The 25,807-nt window shown below is 47.4% G+C and carries 19 protein-coding genes; 7 read left to right on the forward strand and 12 right to left on the reverse strand.

The features are described from left to right. Positions 1–110: 110 nt before the first annotated feature. From IM638_14430 to IM638_14440, 3 genes are all read right to left on the reverse strand, one after another. The gene (locus tag IM638_14430; GenBank protein ID MCA6364231.1) at positions 111–809 is read right to left on the reverse strand and encodes a hypothetical protein; all 699 of its coding nucleotides are present in this window, start codon (positions 807–809) and stop codon (positions 111–113) included. Between the two features lie 124 nt (positions 810–933). Beyond that, positions 934–1,167, reverse strand: a complete 234-nt coding sequence (locus IM638_14435; protein MCA6364232.1) for a hypothetical protein — start codon at positions 1,165–1,167, stop codon at positions 934–936. 13 nt (positions 1,168–1,180) lie between these two features. After that, the gene (locus IM638_14440) at positions 1,181–2,329 is read right to left on the reverse strand and encodes a hypothetical protein (GenBank protein ID MCA6364233.1); all 1,149 of its coding nucleotides are present in this window, start codon (positions 2,327–2,329) and stop codon (positions 1,181–1,183) included. 356 nt (positions 2,330–2,685) lie between these two features. Here IM638_14440 and IM638_14445 point away from each other — a divergent pair, with 356 nt between their 5' ends. Continuing rightward, positions 2,686–3,939 carry an aminotransferase class V-fold PLP-dependent enzyme gene (locus tag IM638_14445; protein ID MCA6364234.1) on the forward strand — a complete coding sequence of 418 codons (1,254 nt, stop codon included), beginning with the start codon at positions 2,686–2,688 and terminating at the stop codon, positions 3,937–3,939. 157 nt (positions 3,940–4,096) lie between these two features. Beyond that, positions 4,097–5,113, forward strand: coding sequence for a hypothetical protein (locus tag IM638_14450; protein ID MCA6364235.1), 1,017 nt, complete (start codon positions 4,097–4,099; stop codon positions 5,111–5,113). 11 nt (positions 5,114–5,124) lie between these two features. Here IM638_14450 and IM638_14455 read toward each other — a convergent pair whose 3' ends face one another. The 3 genes from IM638_14455 to IM638_14465 form a co-directional block, all read right to left on the reverse strand. Further along, entirely contained in the window at positions 5,125–7,815 is a 2,691-nt protein-coding gene (locus IM638_14455; protein MCA6364236.1) for a gliding motility-associated C-terminal domain-containing protein, read from the reverse strand. A gap of 398 nt (positions 7,816–8,213) precedes the next feature. Continuing rightward, positions 8,214–11,666 carry an immune inhibitor A gene (locus IM638_14460; GenBank protein ID MCA6364237.1) on the reverse strand — a complete coding sequence of 1,151 codons (3,453 nt, stop codon included), beginning with the start codon at positions 11,664–11,666 and terminating at the stop codon, positions 8,214–8,216. A 100-nt stretch (positions 11,667–11,766) separates the two neighbouring features. Further along, complete coding sequence (locus IM638_14465; protein ID MCA6364238.1) at positions 11,767–14,472, reverse strand: gliding motility-associated C-terminal domain-containing protein; 2,706 nt, start codon at positions 14,470–14,472, stop codon at positions 11,767–11,769. Positions 14,473–14,659: 187 nt separating this feature from the next. On the opposite strand from IM638_14465, the gene IM638_14470 reads away from it, so the two are divergent. After that, entirely contained in the window at positions 14,660–15,436 is a 777-nt protein-coding gene (locus IM638_14470; GenBank protein ID MCA6364239.1) for a TIGR02757 family protein, read from the forward strand. A 254-nt stretch (positions 15,437–15,690) separates the two neighbouring features. Here IM638_14470 and IM638_14475 read toward each other — a convergent pair whose 3' ends face one another. Further along, positions 15,691–16,968: a replication-associated recombination protein A gene (locus IM638_14475; protein ID MCA6364240.1), complete on the reverse strand. Its 1,278-nt coding sequence runs from the start codon at positions 16,966–16,968 to the stop codon at positions 15,691–15,693. Positions 16,969–17,066: 98 nt separating this feature from the next. On the opposite strand from IM638_14475, the gene IM638_14480 reads away from it, so the two are divergent. The 4 genes from IM638_14480 (at position 17,067) to IM638_14495 (ending at position 20,724) form a co-directional block, all read left to right on the forward strand. Beyond that, complete coding sequence (locus tag IM638_14480) at positions 17,067–17,513, forward strand: hypothetical protein (GenBank protein MCA6364241.1); 447 nt, start codon at positions 17,067–17,069, stop codon at positions 17,511–17,513. Positions 17,514–18,235: 722 nt separating this feature from the next. Continuing rightward, complete coding sequence (locus IM638_14485; protein ID MCA6364242.1) at positions 18,236–19,081, forward strand: HEAT repeat domain-containing protein; 846 nt, start codon at positions 18,236–18,238, stop codon at positions 19,079–19,081. 76 nt (positions 19,082–19,157) lie between these two features. After that, positions 19,158–20,012, forward strand: coding sequence for a helix-turn-helix transcriptional regulator (locus tag IM638_14490; protein MCA6364243.1), 855 nt, complete (start codon positions 19,158–19,160; stop codon positions 20,010–20,012). 73 nt (positions 20,013–20,085) lie between these two features. After that, positions 20,086–20,724 (forward strand): cupin domain-containing protein, encoded by a 639-nt coding sequence (locus IM638_14495; GenBank protein ID MCA6364244.1) that lies wholly within the window; start codon positions 20,086–20,088, stop codon positions 20,722–20,724. A gap of 82 nt (positions 20,725–20,806) precedes the next feature. Here the strand turns inward: IM638_14495 and IM638_14500 are convergent, their stop codons facing one another. The 5 genes from IM638_14500 to IM638_14520 form a co-directional block, all read right to left on the reverse strand. After that, positions 20,807–21,325: a hypothetical protein gene (locus IM638_14500; GenBank protein MCA6364245.1), complete on the reverse strand. Its 519-nt coding sequence runs from the start codon at positions 21,323–21,325 to the stop codon at positions 20,807–20,809. 148 nt (positions 21,326–21,473) lie between these two features. Next, the gene (locus IM638_14505; GenBank protein MCA6364246.1) at positions 21,474–22,064 is read right to left on the reverse strand and encodes a hypothetical protein; all 591 of its coding nucleotides are present in this window, start codon (positions 22,062–22,064) and stop codon (positions 21,474–21,476) included. Then, complete coding sequence (gene hutH, locus IM638_14510) at positions 22,061–23,560, reverse strand: histidine ammonia-lyase (GenBank protein MCA6364247.1); 1,500 nt, start codon at positions 23,558–23,560, stop codon at positions 22,061–22,063. The genes IM638_14505 and hutH overlap by 4 nt, the downstream gene beginning before the upstream one ends. Before the next feature lie 225 nt (positions 23,561–23,785). Next, the gene (locus IM638_14515) at positions 23,786–25,174 is read right to left on the reverse strand and encodes a histidine--tRNA ligase (protein MCA6364248.1); all 1,389 of its coding nucleotides are present in this window, start codon (positions 25,172–25,174) and stop codon (positions 23,786–23,788) included. Position 25,175: 1 nt separating this feature from the next. Further along, the gene (locus IM638_14520) at positions 25,176–25,805 is read right to left on the reverse strand and encodes a hypothetical protein (protein MCA6364249.1); all 630 of its coding nucleotides are present in this window, start codon (positions 25,803–25,805) and stop codon (positions 25,176–25,178) included. Between the last annotated feature and the right edge of the window lie 2 nt (positions 25,806–25,807).

A 25,807-nucleotide genomic window follows, 5' to 3' on the forward strand; every position in this document is an offset into this window, starting at 1 on the left:
ACCCGGCCACGTTGTCTGGCTGATGAGGTTATCAGACTTCCCTGAACAGTGTTGTAATCAGGTAATGAATTGCATTGCCTGCAGATTCAGTTTTATGAGATGCTCGTTTCTCAAACAAATTCGCTGAGAATAATAAATGGCATTAACACCAATAGCACAAGAAACACAGCTACCATCACAGCGCCAAGTGCGATCATTGCCACCAGCGAACCTCTCAGGTTACGTGCGGCTTTTTCGGGTGTGTGCGTACCACGATGACGCTGTACAAGATCAATAATACCTGCTATTAACAGTGCAAGACCCAATAAAAACGAAAAGAACCATAAAAACGGGGTAGCCAATAATAGAAAGAAGGTAACCACAGTAATTAACACCAAACCAACAGCTATTTTCACTGCCGGATGAATACTTGCCGCAATATTCCGGGTTTCGTCGAGCGTAGGAATATGCGGATATCTGTTCACCGGCATTTTCGACGATAGAATGCTGCGTTTACTTTCCTCTGCCTGCACTTGTTTTGTGTCTGAAACATTTCGATTATTATTCTCTGTTTTGGCTGTTTGGTTGTCTGAACCCGCCTGTGGAGGCATACAGCTGTTCTGTTCACAAGCAGTTGCTGAATCCGTATTTTCAGCGATGATATTTTCCGATGCCGTAACGGTTTTTACCAATGCTTCCGTTGCAGCCGTTTTTTCGTCGGAATTAATATCCGTAATTGCAGTGTTGGGTGAAACTTTTTCACTGACCTTGCTGCGGTTAGTATTGCTTACATACCAGCCTTTACGGTACTTGCGCTGTTCGATATGCAACGAGCTGCAGCTGCTGAGAAAAAATGTGATAATAAAAAGTGCGAGAAAATTTTTCATTGTTTTAGCTTGTTAAGTGAAATTTATAGAACAAATGGAAATGTTATTTAGGGGATGATTTGGTGAATCAGTAATTTATTGGGGGTGCAGGTAAACTTCCCGGAACAGTATAGTGAGGGATTTCCGGGGTTGAGTTATGCCAGCCGCTTTGCAACCAGAGCCGCCATGCTTTCTGCCGTTCGTCAGCACCACGCACAAGCAGGGTGTGCATATCATTGGCTGTAATCCGGCTGAACCAGAAGCAGATGAGTAAACTGAGTTTACAAAGCGGCCAGGCGTGACTAAAAAGTAAACGACGCATCTTGGTAGTCAGGTTAGCTTCTGTTGCGTGCGTTGTAGCCTATCGAAAGTCCGAAACGCCAGCCGCTGCGGGCCGGAATGGCATATATATTTACCGGCACGTTCACATTACCTGTGCGGAACGATTTACCCATGGCAAATACAAACGACGAATGCAGCATTACATCGCCCCTGCTGTCGAGACGGGAGATGTAATCGGGTTGCGTCAATTGCTGGTTGGCGGGCTCAGCATTCCATTCGTTTTTAGTAATCCAGTTTCCGCTGGCATCATAAAATCCATCGTTTACGGTAATTAGATTAAGCGAAGGGCCAAAGGCAAACTCCCAGCCGCTTTTGCTGCCGCGTAAACCGTTCATAATGGTGAAACTGGGTATAAACAAACCCTGATCGAGACCGGTAATCATGGGAATGAATTCGAACAGCGCCTGAAAATTACCGGCAGTGAGATATTGCTTCTCAAACTGATAGCCAAACTGAAACATATAAGGCACCGCATTAAAGCCACCTTGCGCTTTGGGCAGGCCAAGTATATGTGCTGTTTCACCTGTAAACAGGGTGGCGCCCATGCGAGGCCCGTCGAGACGTAGTTTTTCGGTTTTGGGTGAGCGCGAACGCATTTCATAAGCTCCCGGCTTTTGCAGCTGTGCAATTACCAGTTCTTCTACCGGGCGATTAAACATGCTGCGCAGCATTACCGTAGTCATGGTTTGTATTTCATTCGGATCATAAATAAATTCCATCACTTTGGTGCGTTCCACTGTTTCGGTGGGCACATCAATAAACTGAAGTGTATAAACCAGCTGATCGCCCAAACGCTCAATATTGCCTGTAATCATTTTCTGTACACCCAATGCCTTACCAGCCTCTACCACGCACAGGCGTCCAAAACACTCGTCGGTTTTAAGGCCGGCTTTTTGAAGCAGTGTTTGCATTTCATAACGGTCGAGTACATTAAACGTATCCAGTTTCTGCACTTCAAGCCTGACCATGCTGCCCATTTGTTCGTCTTTAAATTCGGGCAGATTGGAGTCGATATGCATCACGCCCGCCTTTATGCGCGATGACTGGGCCTGCAGCGGCTCCGTTTGAAAAAACAGAAAGGCCGCAAAAACAAGTGCTTTGTGAAATACCCGTGAAATAGTATGATTAATGTGTGTTTTCATTTTACAGTTCGTTTGTTTGAACAAGGCAAAACTAAATTGACACATCAACGCTATGAAACGGCTGTTTGCGTTAACCCGGTTGCATGCTGGCGTTAATCGCTTTTTTGGGAAACTGCACAATGATTTTGCACTGCTCTTTTGCAATTATTGCAAATACCCTGCTTACTCTTGCACGAATCCCTTGAAAAAATTGAATAACTACGGGTTTCAACCAAAAGAATTTTTTGGTGTACGAATATTGTCCTGTCCGAAAACTTAAGTTTGCTCAAAAGTCTGCCCATTCACTAACACATACCGCTGAGTTAAGAAAACAAACAATATATTTATACCAGATCACCCGCTCAGAACCCTCAAGAATGGAAATTAACCGGCGATTTTTCCTGAAAAAAACTGTATTCACAGGAGCTTTATTGGCATCGGGCATAAAACTTTCGGCCAAAGAAGCAGATACGGAAGTTCAGGGCGACGATTTATGGGCTTCACTACGTGACGAATTTTACCTTCGCAAAGACCGTATTTATTTTAACACCGGAAGCCTGGGGCCAAGTCCGAAAGTAGTGGTAAAAACGCTTAATGAGCTTACGATTGAATTAGAAACAGCTGGCGAAATCAGGCATGAGCTTACTCTTGAAACCAATAAAAAATTAGCTGCATTTCTTAACTGCGACTTTCACGAAATTGCCGTAACCCGCAACGCTACCGAAAGTTTAAACAGCATAGCCCGCTCATTGCCACTCGCTGAAGGCGATGAAGTAATTATGACCAAAGACGAACATGTGGGCGGATCGCAGATTTGGGTGGCACTGATGAAAGAAAAAGGGATCCGCATCAAACTTATCGACCTCGATTATTCGGGCGAGAAAAATCTTGAGCTTTTCCGAAACAGCATTTCAAGCCGCACCAAAGTGGTGATGTTTTCACATGTAACCTGCACCACCGGTATGGTACTGCCGGCTAAGGAAATTGTGGAATTGTGCCGGTCGAAGAATATTTACTCCTGTGTGGACGGCGCACAGGCCGTGGGAATGATTGATGTAAATCTGAAAGAGATTAATCCCGATTTTTATGCAGGAAGTGGTCATAAATGGCTGCTTGGCCCGAAAGGAACCGGAATATTATATATCAATAAAGAATTACTTCCCAAACTTAATCCTGTATATGCCGGCGCAAATTCCGATGAAAAATTTAATCTGTTAACGCAAGAACTTGAGTTTACCCGAACAGCTCAACGCGAAGAATACGGCACACGCAATACCGCATTAACCCTGGCTTTTGGCAAAAGTATTGATTTTATTATGCAAACAGGTCTTCCCAATATTGTGCAACGAACAAATTATCTGGCCAGTCTGCTGAAGACCGAACTGCAAAAAAACAAACAGGTTGAGCTGTTAACGCCACTTAATCATCAGTATGCAGGTGCAATTGTTACTTTCCGTATTAAAGGAAAAGATTACATGCAAATAATCAATCAGCTGCAGCAAGAGTTTTCATTTCGTGTACGGGGTATCTATGAGAATAAATTAAATGCCATTCGTATTTGCTGCTCCGTGGTGAATATGGATGATGAAGTAATGAAGCTTGTAAAAGCGATTGAAAAACTATCGCAATGAGTAGTGATTGAATAAGAAACTATTGATTGCCCGATTTTAACACCCGGTGCGAATCCGCATCGTTTTTTTTGCGATTTTTGCAACTATACACTTCGTGTATTTGCAAGATTTGCAGAAATCATACTCCTCTAAACCGGCATTAGCCGGAAAACAGATCATGCCAACTTCGTCAGACCGTACTGTTCAGCTCAATTTTATTCAGCGACTCAAAGAGTCGCTTCCCCCGTCGCGCTCATTTGTTGACGAACTGGCCGATATTCTGGATGTAAGTCCCGACAGTGCTTACCGCCGCATCCGTGGTGAAACGGCGCTTTCGCTGGATGAGGTAGCCTTGCTGTGCGCGCATTTCCGGATTGCGCCTGATTTGCAACCTCCGGGAGCATCGGGCAATACGGTTACCTTCAGCTATCATCATCTGGCTGATAACACGCTCAATTTCGAGCAGTATCTTTCGAATATTGCCAGCGATCTGAAACGGATCAAGGCTTCGGCTAAATCAGAAATTATCTTTGCGGCCGAAGATGTGCCAATTTTCCATCATTTTCAGTTTCCGCTGCTCTCAGCCTTCAAGGTCTTTTACTGGAGCCGTTCTATTTTGAATACGCCACAGCTTGATGGCGCCCGGTTTAATCCGGCACTTATCAGCGAAGAAATGATTGCCAAAGTGCGTGAGATATACAATATCTATCTCGAAATTCCATCCATCGAAATCTGGTCGGAAGATACGCTCAACAGTACGGTAAAACAGGTAGAATATTACTGGGAATCAGGATTGTTTGCCAGCAAGGAAGATGCACTGAATGTATTGAATGATGTAGAACTGATGGTTGCCGGCATTGAAAAACAGGCCGCACACAGTACGAAGTTTCAGGGCGATGTGCCACCGGCTGCCTCGCAGCAAAATTATACGCTCTATTGCAGCGAACTGATGATTGGCAACAACTGCATTCTGGTGCGTTTTGGCAACAACAGTGTGTCATACATCTCCTACAACACCTTCAATTCAATGACCACTACCAACCCGGCGTTTAATGAAGAAACCGATCGCTGGCTGCGCAACCTGATCCGAAAATCAATTCCAATCAGCGGTGTTTCCGAAAAACAACGTTTCCGCTTCTTCCGCATGATGAATGATAAAATTGCGAAGATGCGCGAAAAGATTTCGGCCGGGTAATAGACAAGTATTTACCGTATCAGCACCACATGTCCGAGGCGTGTTTGCGGTGCATTGCCCGTGCAGGTACTCTTGTACGAAAGCCTGTACACATACACCTCATTTTGCGCCATATTAGTTGCGTATGCGCCATCCCAGCCTGCGGGATCAAACGTTTCAAAAATCAAATCGCCCCAGCGGTTGAAAATAAGCAGGTGATATTCAGTAAGCCCTTCCACTGTGCCGGTAAAGCGGTCGTTAAGGCCATCGCCATTGGGTGTAAAGCTGTTGGGCATAAACAGCATGGCCTCGCCCAAACTGCCGGTTACCAGAATACTGTCGCGCAGCGTACAGGGCCCCGTGTTTAGCGTAACTGAATAGTTGCCGGGGGTGGTTACTAATATGGTTTGTGTGGTATCTCCCGTATTCCAGAGGTGAGCCGCACCGGGATATCCGGCATCAAGTGTAATTCCGTTCAGTGTGCCGCATAGCGATGCATCCGGTCCGAGATTTACAGGCCTTGTTATGTTTACCTGTATGCTGTCGGCATCAGAGCAGTTTCCTGACACGGTTACGTTTACGGCGTAAAGGCCTGTACTGTCTGCAAGCAGTGTTTGGGTTACATCACCCGTGTTCCAGTTCCATGCGGCACCCGGGTTTTGTGCATCGAGCAAGAGTGTGGCTCCGGGACAAAGTACAGTATCATTTCCAAGATTTACAACCGGCAACGGAATTAAGGTAAGCTGCATGGTGCTGCTCAGTGAACAGGGTGGTACAATTACAGTTACCGTATAAAAACCACCGGTGTTTACAGTAATGCTTGCTGTGGTGTCACCGGTACTCCATATATAATGCTGGCCGGGAACACCGGCATTAAGTGTGGTGCTTTGTCCTGCGCAAATGCTGGTATCGCCAAGTGCGGGAGCCACCGGAAATGTAAGTTGCACGGTATCGGAAGCAATACAGTTTGCAACCGAAACCGTTACACTATATACACCATTGCTTCCCGGCGATATGGTTTGTGTGGTGGCTCCGGTGCTCCAACTGTAATTAAACCCCGGATTGCCCGCATCGAGTAAATACGTTTGCTGCGGCGGACAAATTACCGTATCGCTGCCCAAATCAACCACCGGCTGAGGATGAACGGTTATAACCACCTGATGCGTATCACGCCACACCTCGCAACGTGAAGAGTCGAATGCGACAAGTGTGGCTGTGTAAGTTCCCGGCTGAGCATAAACCCAGCCCACAGCCGCTGCCGACGAGGTATCGGCTAATGTTGCCTGATCGCCAAAGTCCCAGCTGAGGCGTCCGCTTAACCCGCAAAGGCCGGTTGATGAAAGCGCAAAGTGTACCGTATCTCCCAAACAAACAACGGTATCACAGCTAAACCCGGCACTGGGCGGACTTGGCGTAAAACGCCATAACTCGTCACTGGTATTTGAAAATCCACCATAAACCCAGAAATTTCCATCGTAGTCAACCCAGCCTACCCCACCCATATGAACGCCGGGTAACACATTGGGGCCTGGCACCTGATAGGTACCATACACACGTTGTCCGGTAAAATCTTCGTGAAGCAATGTCCATTGATTGGTGGCTACGTTATAGCGGTATAGCGTTAAATGTGGCGACAAAGGCCCCGGATTGCCGCCAAACGTATAAAACAAATCGCAATCAGGTTTATTCCCATTCAAGTGCCATTCCGAATCTCTCACCGGGTAATCAGTTGCCGAGGGTACACAAATACCACCGGACAGCGGCGTGGGATATACTTGTTGCGCTCCCTGTATTCCCGAAACCCAAGTCCATTCGTTTGTCTGATAATTATACTTCCACATATCATAATACGCCCCGCCTACTGCGGCATATTCCCCATTACCATAGAGATAAAATTCATCTGCCGTTGATTGCCAGTTGATATATACATTTCTTGTTCCGGGTGTGTTGGCTGCTGAAGGAACATTCTGAGTACCATACACCGGAGCCACATAACCAACACCCGGATTTCCTTTCACCCATTTCCATTGATTCAATTGCGTATCGTAAGTCCAGACTACATCAGACGCGCCTGAAACATTAACCCCTGCTCCACCAAAAAACCATAAGTTCCCGAGTGAATCGCCCCAACCACAATGGTGTTCGGTTAAAGACTGAGGCAATGTTGTGGGCGTAAACACATTTTGCGGCCCCGGATTACCGTTGGGCATACTTCCCAAACCCGGTCCGTTCATCCATGCCCACTGATAAATACTCACGTCGAATTTCCATAAATTCTGACTGCCATTCCCTTCCAGAAGCCAGAAATTACCATCTTTATCAATAAACTCAGTACTTCCGAAATTTACCGGACAAGGATAATAGGCAGGTGAAAATACCCCTTGCGACACATACGTACCTGCATAAGGAAATACGCCCCACATAGGCCCGTTCATCCATACCCACATACCCAGCGATATATCATACATCCACATGTCAGCAAAGGCACATACTCCGAATTGCGGATCCTGGCTTACACCTCCGTGAAGCCATAAGTTGCCCTGATGATCAGTCCAACGTGCCGCCTGATAACGAGAGCCAGGTGTATTGGTTGGAGAAGGAAGCCCCATTACTCCATAACTGGCCATCGCATTTGAGGGTTGATTTCCCTTCATCCATGTCCACTCTCCGCCCGACTGCGCAAAAACACTTCCGCATCCGATTGAGAGTATGCATAACAGCATACAAAAACTATATCGTATTCTATTCATGCAAAATAAATTTGAATTACCTCTCAAATCTATTCCGATAAATTGATCTAATTTGTTTAGCAATTTTGCACTAAACAAAATTTTAAAAAACTGATTATCTGTTAGATAAAATGAAATTAATTAGTTTTATCGTAATATAATAGTTATCATCAACAACTAAATCAATTAAATCAGTAAAATGGTAATATTAAATAAATCAGAGCCTCGTGTGTGAGGCTTTTTGTATTTCATCCTTTGATTTTGTAATGGCTCATTTTCCTCATCTTGCATTGGTATTTTTTGTCGATACTTGGAGAGGATCGACAAAAAATACCAACGATGAGGTGCCCCAAAGACACAAAATTATTAGTAAGTAGTTCCCAAACAGGTTCTCAGTGATACACTACTATTTTACGCACAGCCCTTGCGCCGTTATACTCTACTTCACAGCTATACACTCCGGCCGGCAAGGTACTTACATCAATATTCCGCACCTGTATTCCGGGAGAACATACAGAGCTTTCAGTAAAGACTGTTTTACCGGTAATATCGCGCAATGTAATTATGGCCTGCGCAGCCTGTAAGACAGTAAATGAAATTGCTGTGGTTTGCGAAGCCGGATTGGGAGAACAGCTAAGCTGTATTTCATTGCCCGTAATTTCTTCCAGACCAACCGTTGAGATCAATTCAAATCCGTCTATTGCCCAACCATCATCGGCAGGGTAAATTACACCCGGATCTGATACCAGTGCAAAGCGGAACTGCACAGGTTGCGGATTACCATTGAGAAAGGTTAGATTATACTCAGACTGAATGTAGGAAGTTTGCAAGCCTGACCAGCCGGGTGTATTTGAGGCAAAAATAAATGATTGATTATACCACATTACACCAGCCTGATCGTTAAAGACGCCGAGATGAATCCAGTTGGCTCCGGCATCGGTACTGTATTCGATATAGCAGCCATCGCCACCGGTATCTGTTGAAAATGCATGCCAGAATTTCAGGCGCACATAACTGTTGCCGGAAAAATCAAAGAATGGCGAGTAGAGATATTCTTTAGCATCCGGCTGGTATGCGCCGCCAAGATTAACCTCCCAAGCATTGGGTGCCGAATGCGCATTAAGAATTTGAGGGGCAAGCGGTGTGCCCAGCTGCCATGAGGGTGAAAATGAATTCTGAGGCGTGAAAAACGTCGAAGGCCCGTCGAAATTATCCGAAAACGGAAGCGGTAGTACCGGTAAGCCCGCAGTTGTAACACAGGCTGTATCGTTACTAAGATTTCCATCAGTTAACAGTGAAGTCCAGGCACAAATGGTATATGCACCTGCGGGTACAGTAAAAGGCACGGTAAAAGTAAATACCGCTGAGGTGTTTGGCGCCAGTGAACCTGTCCAGGTTTGCACCACAGGTACTGACGATCCGATCTGATACTGTACCGGAATTGATGTAAGGGTATTAGCACCGTTATTACGCAGTTTTACTTTCACTGTATGCTGGCTGCCTGCTACAAATGGTGCGGTTGGATCGGTTATCGCCTCCACCATGGCATCTTGCGGATATATTTCAAAAATGCGCACATTATCAAGCAGCACACCGGAACTGCTTGATAAGAAATTATCCCCAACCTTCGCTTCAAAATCAATCGCTATTGAAGCCGCTGGAAGAAACGGTGTAAGGTCAAAGCGGTAGGTAGTCAACATAGAAGCCGATTGTGATTGCAAATGCGGCGAAATCATAACCCCGTTTACCAAAACCCTGAAATACGAGGCCCCGGTCCACGGGTTCGAACTCAAAAAATTATCAAACTCAAGCGCCAGACTGCTATAACCTGTGGAATTAACAATTAACCGAAGATTTGAACGAAAGTCACGGTTTACCGATGGCAGCCAGATATAATTGGGTGAGTTCACAAGCGTGTCTGTCAAAAAATTCCATGTTGTACCTGTTTGTGCATCAAACAAAGCCCCCTGACTACCTGTAATTGCCGCAAAAGGCGATTGGTTTACCTGCCCCCAGGTTGTGTTTGTGACACAAAAATCATTATACGCTGCCGTTGTCTCGAAACCATTAAAATAAGGGACTGATACAGCTGATTTTGCGTTAAAAATAAACCTGAGTGTGTCGTTGGCCGAATAGCCATCGTTAACAAGCGACGTATAAAGTGTAATGGTATGAGTACCCGGACTAATATTAACAGGAGTAAGAAACGAATATACCGCAGTTTGTGCGGGAAGAAGTGAACCTGAAAACTGTTCGGTAACCGGCGCATTGTTATCGAGCTGATAGGAAACCGCTACTGGCCCGTTAATATTCAGCCCTCCGGCATTAAACAACCGCACGTCAATTGTATTTGAACCTGATGGCACACAATTACTCACATCAGGAGCTTCCAGCACACGCATTTGTATATCCTGCGCAAAGGGTAAACTAATCTGAAAGTCATCAATCGAATACCCATCTAAACCGGTTATCGGATCAGACACAAATACAAATCTGAATTGTACAGCATTCGGCATAGAATTAAAACTGCTTAACTGATATTCCGAATACACCCATCCATTACTTTGACCAGACCATGCCGAGGAGTTATTGGCATAAATTGAAATATCGGTGTACCAGTTTACCGCGTTCGGATCGGTCGGTGTGCCCAGCAGGTGCCAGGTGCTTCCGTTGTCTGTGGTGTATTCAATATACATCCCGTCAAGCCCCTGTTCAGTATTATAATTATGCCAGAAACTCATACGCGCATTCACGGTTTGCGAAAAGTCGAACACCGGTGTGTACAACTCAGCGCGGGAAGACGACGCATATCCGGTTATCAAATTGATATCCCACGCATTTAGTCCTGAATTTGCTCCGGTGGTTAGTCCAAACGCCGGGGCGCCATACTGCCAAACAGACATGCCATTTACCACCTGCTCTGTCCAGAGCAGGTTATTTACTTCAAAATCATCCATAAACGGAGGCATCAAAGGTGCAGTAGCAATAAATGGTCTGCATCCGGCAGAAGGCTGAACAGCGGTATTCGCCATTAACGATCCATCCACAGCCATTATATAATAACAAACGGTATCAGTAAAATTTACGGATGGAATATTTCCCACCCAGGTATTTCCCGAAGTATTATTCATGCCTGCAACCTGCTGGGGGCCTCCGTTTACAGTGTAATAGACATAAGCCGTATCCACTCCGCTTGTATCTGTAATTTCAGCGGTTATGGGAAATGGACCTGATGAATACACACTATTCAGAAACAACGGAATTTGGTAGGAAATTACAGGCGGAGTAATTTCAGACAGGGCGCCGGTAACTTTAATATTGTCAAGCAACCAGCCGTATGCCGCTCCCGGGCCGTTGCCATTTCCGTCACTTAGTTTAAAGCGGATTAAAACACCAGCCGCATTTGCGCAAAGGGCCGATAAATCAAATGTTTCATGTTTCCACCATGTATTCGAAGGTGCTGTGGCGTCTTGATTAAATAGCCAGTCGGGATAAGATGCCGAACAGAAACGATTATTGATTGCACCAAATATTCCTGCCCCCAAATAATGAGCACTGGTTACTGCCTGCCAGGTATTACCATTGTTATTGGATACTTCTATACGTGCATTATCCAGAAACTGAATTTTACAGATCTGATCAAACTCCAGAAATACATAGGGGCTGCCCAGTGTACTGAATGAAATTGTGGTAAGCCTTGAAGAATCATTAAGAGCAACCTGATTACGATAACTCAGCAAACCACCAGCCTGATATACTGCGTTGGAACTCCATACCGGATTGCCGGACGAGGCCACAGAATCTGCCGTTTCAAAATCTTCGTGAAAGACGGTTGTCTGTGCCATTAATAGGCTACAAGCGCATAGGGCTAAAACAAGAAGCGTAATTTTTTTTTGCATTTTCAATCTGTGAATTAATTTAATGTATGGCTGATTCTTTTTGTCATTACCGCATTAGCAATACATGCCCAAGCCTCATCTGTACGGCATTTCCGGTACAGCTGCTTTTATAAGAAAGCCGGTACACGTAAACCTCGTTTTCGGCCAGCTTATTGGCATATTTTCCATCCCATCCCATCGGATTCCTTGTTTCAAAAATGAGTTCACCCCAGCGGTTGAATACCATTAAATGAAATTCGGTGATACCGTCGCCCACTGGCGCAAACCAATCATTCAGCCCGTCGCCGTTGGGTGTAAAAGTGTTTGGCACAAACACAATAGCTTCGCCAAGGTTACCGGCAACCGTAATAGTATCTGTTTGCGTACAGGAACCACTAACTGTAGTTACCCAATACTGTCCGGGCTGCGTAACCGTAATTGTGCGGGATGTGTCGCCTGTATTCCATAAATAGAATGTGGCATTACTATCTGCCTGAAGGACTATCCCGTTAAGCTGTCCGCAAAGTGATACATCTGGTCCTAAGCTTAATTGCCCTGCTACTTGTAAGTTGATACTGTCGCTGCTGAAACAGTTTCCGGGTTGGGAGATTACAGTTACCCCATAAATTCCACCGCTGTTTACCAGTAACGTTTGCGTGTTGGCGCCGGTATTCCAGTTCCACACAGCACCGGAATTCTGCGCATCAAGCAGCAAGGTGCTGCCAGGACACAGTATCGTATCCGCCCCCAGGTTTACAACGGGCAACGGATTAACAATAAGCTGCATACTGCTCATGAGCGTACAGGGCGGATGTATGACTGTAACAGAATAAATTCCGGATGCAGTTACCGTAATTGCTGCAGTAGTATCTCCCGTACTCCAGATATACTGACCGGGTACGCCTGCATTAAGTGTAATACTTTGCCCCGCACAAATACTGGTATCCGTAAACACTGGTGCGGCAGTAAATGTGAGCTGCACCGTATCGCTGGCCGAACAAGATGCCGCTGATACAGTAACGCTGTACACACCACTGCTGCCCGGCGAAATGGTTTGCGTAGTGGCACCAGTACTCCAGCTGTAAGTAAAACCGGGATTGCCGGCATCGAGCAAATAATTTTGCTGTGGCGGACAAAGTACGGTATCACTTCCCAAATCAACTACAGGCTGCGGGTACACCGTAATTACAACCTGATGCGTATCGCCCCAAATATCGCAGCGTGTTGAATCAAATGCAATCAACGTTGCGGTGTATGTTCCGGGTTGCGCATACACCCACCCGATAGCTGCTGCTGAGGAGGTATCAGTAGTAACGGATGGATCGCCAAAATCCCAATGCAAACTACCGGTTAAACCACACAAACCGGTTAAGGAAAGTGCAAAATGCACGGTATCGCCAAGGCAAACTGCAGTGTCGCACGTAAAATCGGCCTGAGGAATTGTGGGAATGAATCGCCATAACTCATTACTTCCATTATACATTCCTCCATATACCCAGTAATTCCCGTTGTTATCTACCCACGCCACGCCGCCCCAATGTTCGCCCGGCATTACATTCGGCCCAGGTACCTGATAAGTACCATAAACCCGCTGTCCGGTAAGATCCTCAAAAAGTAATGTCCACTTATTGGTAGCTGCATTATACCGGTACAGTGTGAGGTGTGTGGTTATCAAATTGGCTTCACCGCCATAGGTATAAAACAAATCACAATTGAGTTTATTGGCATTCAGATGCGACTCAAGACTACGCACCGGAAAATCGGTAGCTGAGGGGACACAGATGCCACTTGTTTGCTGATTGGGCAAAGTAAACTGCGGCCCCTGAATTCCCGAAACCCAGGTCCACTCGCCCGTTCCAATATTGTATTTCCATAAATCAAGAAAATCAGCTCCGCAAAAACCGCCGTGTCCGTATATGTATAACTCATCTGCAGATGACTTCCAAGATATATATACATTACGCGGCCCGGGGGTATTTAATGGCGATGGTACATTCTGAATCCCATACACAGGTAACCCGGAGAGCTGAGCCGGGTTACCACTTACCCATTTCCACTGATTAAGCTGTGTGTCATACGTCCACACAAGATCAGAACATCCCGGAACAGTGATATAATTACCTCCGAAGAGCCAAAGATTTCCCAATGTATCGCCCCATCCGCTGTGATGCTCGGTAAAACTGCCGGGCATATTGGTAGGCGCAAAAACATTTTGTGTACCCGGACTGCCATAAGGCAAGAGTGGAAAACCTGGGCCATGCATCCATGCCCATTGATTGATACTTACATCATACTTCCACAAGTTGGGGCTTCCATTTCCTTCAAGCAGCCAGAAATTTCCATCGGCATCTGTAAATTCCGTGTTTCCAAATCCGGCAGATGCCGGATAATAATTTGGCGAAAAAACGCCTTTCTGAATATATGTTCCGAACGAAGTTGAAGACCACATCGGCCCATTCATCCACACCCACATGCCCAGCGAAATATCATACATCCACATGTCTGAAAATGATCCACCACCGCCCTGAGGATCATTGCTCTGACCGCCATGCAGCCAAAGATTGCCTTGTAAATCAACCCAGCGCAATGATTCGTACCTGAAACCGGGAGTATTTGTAGGCGATGGCACTCCCTGTACTCCGTAATTTGCCAACGCATTGGCCGGCTGATTCCCATGCATCCACGTCCATTCACCCCCTTGCTGAGCAGAAAGAAATCCGGCAGAAGTAAGAAAAATCAACAGCCCGAAAAACAACCTGATTAGCTTGTTCATAATTACGATTATGAGATTGTAGTTTCAAACATAGATGCATTTCTTCGGCTAATCTGTTTAGCTGCAAAGCAATTTATCGGACTGAAAAACAGAATTTTAAACCTAATCATATTAGATCAGTCCGCTGTAGCCCGGAATGACCAGGAGGTAGTTGAACCGGTTTCCCGAAAATGGTGTTCTTTGTACCATGTTCGATCCATCCGATACAGAACTTCGGTACTTACTCGAAACGAGTGTGCAGCGTTTCAATACGTTTACATTTATCGAAACCGATCCGGTGAGCATTCCGCATTTGTTTACAGCGCGGGCTGATATTGAAATTGCCGGTTTTCTTGCTGCCACCATTGCCTGGGGCCAGCGGCCGGTTATTTTGCGCAATGCGCTGCAACTCATGCAACGCATGGACATGGCGCCCGCACAATTTGTGCTGCACGCCGATGCGCGCGAGCTGAAACACCTCAATGGCTTTGTACACCGCACATTTAACGGCGAAGATGCGCGCACACTGGTACTGGGTTTGCGGCATCTTTACAAAAAGCACGGCGGGCCGGAAGCGGTGTTTGCAAATGCACTCCGGCAGGGCAACATGGCGCAGGCCATAAGTACATTCCGCGCCGCGTTGCTCGAAAAACCGCATCCTGCACGCAGCCGCAAACACGTAGCCGATCCGGCTGCAGGATCCTCGGCCAAACGTATTAATATGTGGCTGCGCTGGATGGTACGCAGCGATAAAGCCGGCGTTGATTTCGGCCTCTGGAAAAACCTATCGCCCGCCCTGCTCCACTGCCCGCTCGATTTGCATTCGGGCAATGTGGCACGCAAACTCGGCCTGCTGCAACGCACTCAAAACGACTGGAAAGCCGTAGAAGAACTCACCGCCAACCTGCGCCTGCTTGATGCCAAAGATCCCGTGAAATATGACTTTGCACTTTTCGGCTTGGGGGTGTTTGATGGCGTGAAGTAACCTCTTGCCTCGTCTCGACTACGCCTGAGGTGACAAAAGGCTTTAGTTTTTTGAGCACAGCTGTTAACGCCTTCGCTCCGCTTGATGCGACTGATTAATGTGATTTCAAGTCAGTTGTTTTCAAACTAAAGCCGAACCTAACTGACAAGCCTGCATATCACCCATCATTTCAAACTAAATGAGTGCTGTGACTAAAAACTAAAATGCGGCAAACCGGCGGCCTGGTTTTGCGACGGGTGAATGTGCTTAATAAATCAGTAGCCGTATTTATCGCCCCAGCATTTACGAAGGTAAGCGCGTAGTTCGTTTTCGCGGGCCGATTGACCGGGCTCGTAGAGTTTGTGATTACTGAGCGCATCGGGCAAATATTCCTGTTCCCCGAAATTGCCGGTGTGGCTGTGGCTGTAGTCGTACTCGCGGCCGTAGCCTATTTCTTTCATGAGTTTGGTGGGCGCGTTGCGCAAATGCAGGGGCACGGGCAAATCGCCGGTTTGGTTAACCAGCGCCATGGCTTCGTTAATAGCCATGTACGAGGCATTGCTCTTTGGCGAGGAAGCGAGATACGTAACCGTTTGCGCAAGTATGATGCGCGCTTCGGGCATGCCTATGGTGTGTACGGCCTGAAAGCAGTTGTTGGCCAGCAGCAGCGCATTCGGATTGGCATTGCCTACATCTTCCGAGGCCAGAATGAGCAGGCGGCGGGCAATAAAGAGCGGATCTTCGCCGCCAGCCAGCATGCGCGCCAGCCAGTACACGCCCGCATTGGGGTCGCTGCCGCGGATGGATTTAATGAAGGCGGAGATAATGTCGTAATGCTGCTCGCCGGTTTTGTCGTACCGCGCCATGTTCTGCTGCACGTGTTTCAGTACCTCGTCGTTGGTAATCACCACCGGCGACCCGCCAATGGCATTGATGACCAGTTCAAACACGTTGAGCAGCTTGCGCGCATCGCCGCCCGAAAGCCGCAGCAGGGCTTCGTATTCGCGGATTTCCACCTGCTTCTGCCGCAGCAGTTCGTCTTTCTCCAGCGCATCGTGCAATAGCTGGATCAGGTCGTCCTTGCTGAGCGATTCGAGAATATACACCTGGCAGCGCGAAAGCAAAGCAGAAATCACCTCAAACGAGGGATTTTCGGTAGTAGCACCAATCAGCGTAACCGTGCCCTTTTCCACCGCGCCCAGCAGCGAGTCCTGCTGCGCCTTGCTGAAACGGTGAATCTCGTCGATAAAAAGTACGGGCTGGTTGGTGCCAAAAAACGACTGGCTCTTTGCCTTGTCAATCACTTCGCGCACATCCTTTACGCCGGAGTTAATGGCGCTGAGCGCATAAAACGGACGTTTAAGCTGCCCGGCAATGATATTGGCCAGCGTGGTTTTGCCCACACCGGGCGGCCCCCAGAAAATCATGGAAGGCAAAACCCCGGCCTCAATGGCGCGGCGTATTACACCCGTTTCACCCACCAGATGGCGCTGACCAATATACGTATCAAGCGATGTGGGGCGAAGGCGTTCGGCAAGCGGTGCGGATGTCATGGCATAAAGATACAATGGAGCACAGCCGCTGTCAAACACCAGCACGTTTTGGCACATTTTTTTCATTACACCATCCAAACAATTATCTTTAACGTCGTATGAAACGTTATTTCTCCCTTTTTACCGTGGCCGGACTCTTTATGCTGTTCTGCTCGGTGGCCTTGCCCGGCGATACCGAAACCATTGAAGGCAAAGCCTATAAAGTAACCATGACCGAAGCCAAAAAAGGCGGCAAATCAGGCCAGCCTGAGCAGGATGTACTGAGCATCAAAAACGGAAAACTCCGCTCCAAACTCCTCGGCCGCGAAATGGGCGCCGATGCCATCAGCATCGAACTCACCGTTGATTCGGTGTACCGCGACGATGGCTACGAAATTCTTTACGTTGAGTTTGAAGGCACTGCTACCAACAAACTTGAGGAAACCGTTGAGGTAAAAGGCACCATAGACGGCTACGGCATTGAAGGTTCTGCGGAGCTTTCGAAGAAAGGTAAAGTAAAACGCCATTACGATTTTGTAGGCTCGGAGAAGGAAGGGAAAAAGTAAGCTTTTCCTATCAAGCGATATAGTTGGGAAAGCGGTCTCTGTTTGGGGCCGCTTTTTTTGTGGGTAATTCAATCGTACAAAGCTATACTTGCCCAAAAAGCATAAATTAACAGGATTAATATATAAAGCTATTTTGGCAAATTCATTTCTACATTCCATACTATACGGGTTTGCAGTGTACAGCCTGATTGTGCTATTGTGTAACCTATTTCCGGGTAGCCGGATAAAAAATCAAATCGAAAAATTCGATCAATCGGTTTGCACGTTTATTCCTGTTGTTGGCCTGCTTTTATTGATTATCAATATTCTCTATCTGTATTCAGAAATAACTATCACGCCAAATCCGAATGAAGGAGATTTGCTCCAACGCATCACTGGCCCTTATTGGTATGCATACTGGTTCCAGTACATGATTTATCTATCTTCTGTTCTTCTTTGGATGAAGAGATTGCGTAAAAATGGATTAATCAGAATAATAGTTTCTGTAATCATTCTTTTTCCGTTAGAGAGAATTGTTAACTATCTGACATCATTCAACCGCGATTATCAACAAAGCAATTGGACAATGTATCATCCTGAACAAATAACAAACTGGCTTTGGCATATTGTTATTTTTTGTCTCGTGGCTGTAATTTTTCATTGGATACGACTGAGATTTATGAAGAATATGAAGTAACTTAATGTTACCTAGAAAAATATTGAATTGCTAATAATAACACACAATGCCATTTTTAGTGCATCTTGCTGATGAAAGAGACGCAGCAACTATTCGTAAAAACGGAATAAAAATCGGGAAATACAGACCCGGTGTGTTCTGTATGCCTGTTCTTCCAAATTATTATTTTACCCATCAATGGCTCAGGGAACTAAAAAGACGTGGTGCAAGAACTTATGTGGGTGTGTATTTCAAATTAAATTCCAATGAGATCGTTTATGCAGGCAAATACAATCAACCGCACAAACAAATTACACTTGGTGAAGCAATAAAGGAAATAATGAGTCTGGATGATCCGCTTGGCTATGAATTGATCATTGGCAGAAAAATAGGAACAAAAGAAATAGATAAAATCAAAATCTTACCTCAAAAAACAGGATGGCGATACTTTCCCGGAAGTAACCGAAAAAAACCTGCATGTGCATGTAATATGTGTATCCCTATTGGTTCGATAAAAGGGAAACGTCTTCGTGAAAAGCTTGAACCACCGGTAAAAGCAATGGATTATTATCAGATAATTGAAAAATTAAAGGTTGCTAACACTGAGAACGAAATTGATGAGCTACTTTGGACAGTAAGGCGAACAAGAAGGCGTGCTGACCCAACAAATCTGCTTTTCCTACTGGATAGAAAGTCTGATTCGATAAATCAGTCTGTTGCACTGGCGTTAGGAATGTATAGACATAAAAATACACGTCCAATTTTATTGGAGTTACTAAAAAGTGCTGATGTAACTACCAAAGAATTTGCTGCCGACAGTTTATTGAAGCTGTATGGGAAAGATATTGAAAAGATGCTTGTTGAAATGAATGATTATGCCATAAATTATGTGGTTGAGGAGTGGAAACGATAATCTCTGCGCTAACAGTCTCTAACACATGTTCAAAATTTACAATTCTCCCGCCCCGGCTCTTTTGTAATTTTCACGCGTGAAAAATACACTACCCGTTCCCGTTACAGAAATCAACGCCGGCACTTCCCGTTTCTGGATGCACAGGCCGCAGGGCGTGGTGGCCGATGCGGTGAGTCTGATCTGGGCTTCGGCGGGTGTGGCGGCTTTTCGTGAGGAGCGGATTATTCCCGACGGGGCCGGTGTGTTGTTGTTCAACTTTGGTGATGCGGTGCGCAGTGAAGCGGCCGGAAGCGGTGAAACGACTTTGTTTAACCGCGTAATGCTTTCGGGCGTGTTTACGCATGCGGCTTCCATGTTTTACCAGCCGGGTATGCAGCACGAGCAGCTGGGCATTATTTTTTATCCTTATGCCATTGGACAGTTGCTGGGCTTTGCAGCCGAAGCAGTGAACAACTTAGCCATTACACAAACCGATTTACCGGCTCACCTGCATCTGCTTTGGGAACAGCTGGCCGCGTGTACACATCCTGCGCAGCGCATTCCCCTTGTGCTGCACTGGCTGCAAAATCAACTCCATGCAGCGCCGGTGTCGCAGCCGCTGGTGCAGCTCATACGCCGCTACCGCCACGAAACTGCAGCCGAAATTACCGCGCGTACCGGCTACAGCCAGCAGCACCTCAACCGCCTGCTGCGCCGCGACACAGGCGTAAACCTCAAAGCCCTGCAACGCATTTTCCGCCTCAATGATGCCGTGCAGGCGCTTTCACTTCCGCCAAAGCACAGCGACAATCTCACCGCCCTTGCCGTGGACGCAGGTTATTTCGATCAGGCACATTTCAACCACGAGTTTAAGGCCATGACGGGCTTTACACCTGCGGCTTTCCGCAAAATGGGCGGCGTAGTGGCCGGGCGCGTTATTTATCTGCACTGATGTCCGGCAGCATGTTCAGTATTTACAAGTTTGCTGATGCAGCTGCATGTAGGTTTGCCGAAAAATCAAACCAATGAAAAAACTCAAACGCATCATGCTTGGCTTTCTCCTTTTACTCGTATTCTGGTTTGGCCTTGTAGGCATTCTCATGAATCATATTTTTCCGCCCGATCCGTCGCAGGCCATTGCCGCATTAAAGCCGGGCAGCGTAATTGAAAGCGCACAGGAAGGCATTTCGCAAACTGTGTTGCAGGAAAACAACGGCATGCTGTGTATGCACATCGAACTGAAACCACACGCCCCCGGCCCGCCCGAACACATTCACTTCACATTCGATGAAACGTTTGTGGTGAAAGAAGGCACACTGAGCATGCAGCTGGCTGGAAGCAAAAAAACGTTCGGCCCCGGCAGCATTGTGACTGTGCCCGCCGGTACACCGCACCGCATTTACAACGAAACCAATTCAACCGTAGTGCTGCATGATACCACGCTGCTGCACGCCACCATGCCCGCGGGCTTTGCCGCCGGACTGGCCAGCCTTTATCCCGCCATGGACAAAGCCGGCAACCCGAAATCGGGCAAAGTGCTTTTACAACTTGCCGCACAAGGCAACAGTTTCGATACCTGGATTGCCGATGCCCCACCAGGCGCGCAAAAAACCATACGCTGGCTGCTTGGGCCCACAGCACGGTTGCTGGGTTACGGATACTGACACAAAAAAAGCAAAACGCCCGGCCATTGCAGCCGGGCGTTTTTACACATCCTCTTTTCAATCCTAACCAAATTTTACGCTGTTATTCCCATTTATTCTTGTCTTTATCCTTCTCCTTCTCTTCATCTATTTCCGACTGCTCAAGTACATTCGAAAACTCAAACCGTTCCTTGATTCCATTGCTGTTGGTACATTCCAGATACAGATCGTTTTGAGTGAGACGCAAAATTTTGAAACGGCGGTCGCCATACTCGCGGCCATTGGGTTGAAGAAGAATTTCTTCCTTGTCGTTTTCAAAGCGCCATTTGCCTGTCCAGCTCAGCTGATCCGAGCAGCCGGCACATTCCTGTAAATATTCCGTGTAATCGCCATCATTCACATCGGAAAAACGCAGTTGATAGTTGTAACCGAGATAATGAAACGCACTGTCGGTTTTGTCTATTCCCTCGCGCGAGTATTTTTCCAATTTCCAGAGTTCTTCCAAACGAACTTCTTTGGGGATGAGCGAAAGTCCGGGGCCTTCTTCATATTTCCCGCACGAACTGAAGGTTAAAAGCAATCCCCAACAAATAGCCGAAAGTAATAATTTGAAATTTTTCATCGTTTTTTTTGTGTTAGTGAATACATCAATATGACAGCAAAGAGCATACTTTCCCCTATCAGAATATATTAAATTGGAATTAGGATACCGGTAAATCCATTTAGAAACCAGCTGCTAAAAGATGGAATCTATTTAGATGCTTTAGCTATTACTTTAGAAAGCGTTTCAGCACAAAAAACAATGCCACCACACCGGCAGCTCCACCCAGATAAAGCCACAACACATCAAACCCTTTCGGCTTAATGAGTTCGCGCGTATTGGTGGTTTTATCGGCATCGGTGTTGAGGGGAATGATGCCGAGATTTTTAGCAAGCCACGCGGCTTCTGAGGCGTATGTGCTGCCGCCGTGCATATCGGTATAAAAATCGGGAGTGCCGGCAGGTATGAGTTTTCGGCTCGGACTGCACAAGCTTACTTCGCCCACACCGTATTTCTGGTAGGTGGCGTAAATGATCCATCGCTCGCCGGGCGCAAAACTCATGGCGCAGCTGCTGCTGCAGTCAAAAAGCACATCGGTTTCGGCAAAGGCCTTGCCGCGAAAAAGTGTATCTATCACAAAACGCACCGTGGCCTGATCGCCTTCCGTGCAGCCCGAAACAGCCGTTACACGCCCGCTGAAAATGAATTCGTAGGGTTTCAGCGTTTCAGTGCTTAGCGGCTTAAAGCCTTCGCATTTGCAGGCGTAGGACGCTGTTGCTGCAAGCAAAACAAAAGCGACAAGTGCGGTTAGCTTTTTCATACGCCGAAATTGCGGGCTGCAAAAAACTGAATGCTTTTTTCAATATCGGCAGCCAGCACACGGTCGTTTTCGAGCGCGGGCACCACGGCGCGGTAATCGGCCAGCAGGCTTTCGAGCAGCGGCGATGTGCGGGCCGGGCGGCGGAATTCCATGGCCTGTGCGGCATTCATAAGCTCGATGGCAAGGATGCGCTGCACGTTGAGCACCACTTTGCGGCATTTTGTAGCCGCGTTGGCACCCATGCTCACGTGGTCTTCCTGTCCGGCCGACGAGGGAATGGAATCGACCGAAGCCGGGGTGCAAAGCTGTTTGTTCTGGCTGGCAATGCTGGCGGCGGTGTACTGCGGAATCATCATGCCCGAATCAAGGCCGGGCTTTGCAATGAGGAACATGGGCAAACCACGCAGGCCATGAATAAGCTGATAGGTGCGGCGCTCGGAAATAGAACCGATTTCGGCCAGCGCAATAGCCAGAAAATCGAGCGCCAGTGCAAGCGGCTGCCCGTGGAAATTGCCACCCGAAAGCACTAAGTTTTCATCGGGGAAAATGGTGGGATTATCGGTCACCGAATTAGCTTCGGTGGCAAATACGTTTTCGCAGTAGCCAATAGCATCGCGCGAGGCGCCGTGTACCTGCGGCATGCAGCGGAACGCGTAAGGATCCTGCACATGTTTTTTCTCACGCGTAATCAGCTCGCTGCCTTCGAGCAGGCGGCGAATGCGGGCAGCGGTGTGCAGCTGGCCGGCATGCGGACGAATGGTGTGCAATTGTGCAAAAAAAGGCTCCGGTCTTCCGTCGAATCCTTCGAGCGAAAGCGCGCCGATTACATCAGCCGCATCGGCAATTTGCTTTGCATTGAGCAAACACCACACCGCATACGCATTCATAAACTGTGTACCGTTGAGCAGCGCCAGCCCTTCTTTTGATTGCAGCGCAACAGGCTGCCAGCCTTTTTCTTTCAGCACATCGGCAGCAGGGCGTTTTACACCGTTCACACGCACATCGCCCATGCCCAGCAGCGGAAGCGCCAGATGCGCCAGCGGAGCCAGATCGCCCGAAGCGCCCAGCGAGCCTTGCTCAACGATAACCGGAAGCACATCGTGGTTAAAGAAATCGGCCAGGCGCTGCACGGTAACAAGCTGCACGCCTGAGTTGCCGCGCGCCAGCGCCTGCACTTTCAGCAGCAGCATGAGCCGCACAATTTCGGCCGGCACTTCATCGCCCGTTCCGCAGGCGTGAGACATCACAAGGTTTTGCTGCAACTGCCCCAGCTGATCGGGCGCAATGGTAATGTTGTACAAAGCCCCGAAGCCGGTGTTGATGCCATACACCGGCGCTGCGCCTTCAGTATTGAGACTGTCGAGCCACGCACGGCCGTGGTGAATTGCTTCGGCGGCAGCCGCTGTAAGTTCGATATGCGCGCCCGGCTGCAGTGCATGTGTAAGATGAGCAAGCTGCAACGGAGTTTGCGGGTGTATTTGAAAAGTATGCGCCATGTGTCTGAGCGTCGTATTTTTTACTTCTTACTTGCCGGCGGCGGGTTTTACCGAAGCCGCCGGGCGATTTGTACACGGTGGTTTCGACAGGCTCAACCACCGTGGGGATACGTTTTCCCGGAGGCTGATCTTGCAGAAGCCGCCGGAGGACTTTGCTTTCCCGGAGGCTGATCCCTGCAGGCCTGCGGGGATCGAAGCCGCCGGAAACAACAAATGCCTTACTGCCTATGCCAGTCGTTTTATCAATTCATCAATGGCAATCAGCTCCTGTTCGCCGTTCTGCATGTTTTTGAGCATGACTTTACCGGCTGCACGTTCGCTTTCACCAATTACGGCCACGAACGGAATTTTACGGGCATCAGCATACTTGAACTGTTTCTGAATTTTGGCGGCATCCGGATAAATTTCGGCAGCAATGCCGGCCCGGCGGGCTTTGTGCAGGGTGCGGAAAGCTTCGTCGCCATCTTCACCGCCAAAGTTGATGAACAGCAGTTGCGTGCTCATGGTCACATCGGCCGGATAGCGGTTCAGTTCGTTCAGCACATCGTAAATACGATCAGCACCAAACGAAATGCCTACGCCCGACATGTTCTTCAACCCGAAAATGCCTGTGAGGTCATCGTAACGGCCGCCACCGCAAATGCTGCTGCTGAGTGAACCGGCATTGGCCTTCACTTCAAAAATGGCCCCGGTGTAATAATTCAGTCCGCGCGCAAGCGTAATGTCGAGTTCCACTTCGGCTTTCTGCAAACCGGCCTCGGCAATTTTGGTGAAGATGTAATCGACTTCTTCAATGCCCTTCTGCCCTGTTTCCGATTCTGCAAGCATGCTGCGCAGCAAATCGCGCTTGGCGGCGTAATTACCGGTAAAAGCAATAAGCGGTTGCAGTTTTTCGATGGCCTCCGCCGAAACGCCATTGGCTTCGAGCTCTTTGTTTACGCCATCCACCCCGATTTTATCGAGCTTGTCGATCGCTACGGTGATGGTGACAATGCGTTCCTTCTCGCCAATCACTTCGGCAATACCGCTGAGGATTTTGCGGTTGTTAATTTTCACCGTTACCGGCACATCAAATGTGGTAAACACATCGTCAATCATCTGCACCAGTTCCACCTCATTCAGCAGCGAATTGCTTCCGATTACATCGGCATCACACTGGTAAAACTCGCGGTATCGTCCCTTTTGCGGCTTATCGGCACGCCATACAGGCTGTATCTGGTAGCGGCGGAAAGGGAATGTAATTTCGTTCTGGTGCATCACCACAAAGCGCGCAAAGGGCACGGTGAGGTCGTAGCGCAGGGCTTTTTCGGTGAGTATGTCGGAGTTGGTATTTTGCGAAAGTGTGCGTTCAAATGTATCGCGCATTTTCGCTTTGGTCTCGTCTTTGGCTTCGTGCGGACGAGAATTTAGTATTTTGAACAGCAGCTGATCGCCTTCGTCGCCGTATTTGCCGGTAAGGGTTTCAATAGTTTCCATGGCCGGTGTTTCAATGGGCAGGTAGCCATAACGGCGAAACACGGTGCGGATGGTATCAAAAATATAGTTGCGGCGCACCATCTCCTGCGGAGAGAAATCGCGTGTGCCTTTGGGAATGGAAGGTTTCTGAGCGGCCATTTTAGGCGGATAGGTGTTTGAGGAGAAATTCTTTGAGCGGATTTAATGCTTCGTGATTCAAATTCCACTGTGTTTGATCAAGATAATTTCTTGACTTTTCATGAGCCGGATCAATATTTCTGTCGGTCCGTTTATTGAGTAATGCTGAATAAGCATACAGCTTTATTTTTTCGTCAGGTAACTGAAGTTCTTTACCTGTGCCCAACAAACATTCTACATATCGATTGTGGCATTGATTGATGTCGTGATGATCTTCGTGACAAAGATTAATCAGCAATGTTTCAAGATTATAAACATTTGAGTATATGTCTTTTTCTTCGCGTGGTCTGTTAAATGGTAGCAGAAAGAAATCGGTGAGCAAATTTACTTCAACCATTTGCTGAAGTTTGTCTAATCGTTGAGTATATACAAAATCGGCATCGAGAATAGCTATAACGGACTTGCCCGCATCCATTGCTTTCTGAAGCTGAGATTGAAACATAGTTCTTTTAATAAAACCTTCCAGATTAGTATCTAATCTCAGAAAACTATTGTCATTAATTAAAATCGAGCCTTGGGTAACTTGAGAAATGTATTGAGATATGAAGCGCTGATCGGCAACACCTTCAACTATTAGCAAAAACTCTTTCATCG

This window comes from Bacteroidota bacterium (genome assembly GCA_020402865.1).
GTDB lineage: Bacteria > Bacteroidota > Bacteroidia > Palsa-965 > Palsa-965.

Excerpts from the sequence above, each read along its gene's own strand:
- IM638_14435 (MCA6364232.1), bottom strand. The coding sequence starts at position 1,167 with ATGCGTCGTTTACTTTTTAGTCACGCCTGGCCGCTTTGTAAACTCAGT.
- IM638_14440 (MCA6364233.1), bottom strand. The coding sequence starts at position 2,329 with ATGAAAACACACATTAATCATACTATTTCACGGGTATTTCACAAAGCA.
- IM638_14445 (MCA6364234.1), top strand. The coding sequence starts at position 2,686 with ATGGAAATTAACCGGCGATTTTTCCTGAAAAAAACTGTATTCACAGGA.
- IM638_14450 (MCA6364235.1), top strand. The coding sequence starts at position 4,097 with ATGCCAACTTCGTCAGACCGTACTGTTCAGCTCAATTTTATTCAGCGA.
- IM638_14455 (MCA6364236.1), bottom strand. The coding sequence starts at position 7,815 with ATGCTGTTATGCATACTCTCAATCGGATGCGGAAGTGTTTTTGCGCAG.
- IM638_14460 (MCA6364237.1), bottom strand. The coding sequence starts at position 11,666 with ATGGCACAGACAACCGTCTTTCACGAAGATTTTGAAACGGCAGATTCT.
- IM638_14465 (MCA6364238.1), bottom strand. The coding sequence starts at position 14,472 with ATGAACAAGCTAATCAGGTTGTTTTTCGGGCTGTTGATTTTTCTTACT.
- IM638_14470 (MCA6364239.1), top strand. The coding sequence starts at position 14,660 with ATGTTCGATCCATCCGATACAGAACTTCGGTACTTACTCGAAACGAGT.
- IM638_14475 (MCA6364240.1), bottom strand. The coding sequence starts at position 16,968 with ATGACATCCGCACCGCTTGCCGAACGCCTTCGCCCCACATCGCTTGAT.
- IM638_14480 (MCA6364241.1), top strand. The coding sequence starts at position 17,067 with ATGAAACGTTATTTCTCCCTTTTTACCGTGGCCGGACTCTTTATGCTG.
- IM638_14485 (MCA6364242.1), top strand. The coding sequence starts at position 18,236 with ATGCCATTTTTAGTGCATCTTGCTGATGAAAGAGACGCAGCAACTATT.
- IM638_14495 (MCA6364244.1), top strand. The coding sequence starts at position 20,086 with ATGAAAAAACTCAAACGCATCATGCTTGGCTTTCTCCTTTTACTCGTA.
- IM638_14500 (MCA6364245.1), bottom strand. The coding sequence starts at position 21,325 with ATGAAAAATTTCAAATTATTACTTTCGGCTATTTGTTGGGGATTGCTT.
- IM638_14505 (MCA6364246.1), bottom strand. The coding sequence starts at position 22,064 with ATGAAAAAGCTAACCGCACTTGTCGCTTTTGTTTTGCTTGCAGCAACA.
- hutH (MCA6364247.1), bottom strand. The coding sequence starts at position 23,560 with ATGGCGCATACTTTTCAAATACACCCGCAAACTCCGTTGCAGCTTGCT.
- IM638_14515 (MCA6364248.1), bottom strand. The coding sequence starts at position 25,174 with ATGGCCGCTCAGAAACCTTCCATTCCCAAAGGCACACGCGATTTCTCT.
- IM638_14520 (MCA6364249.1), bottom strand. The coding sequence starts at position 25,805 with ATGAAAGAGTTTTTGCTAATAGTTGAAGGTGTTGCCGATCAGCGCTTC.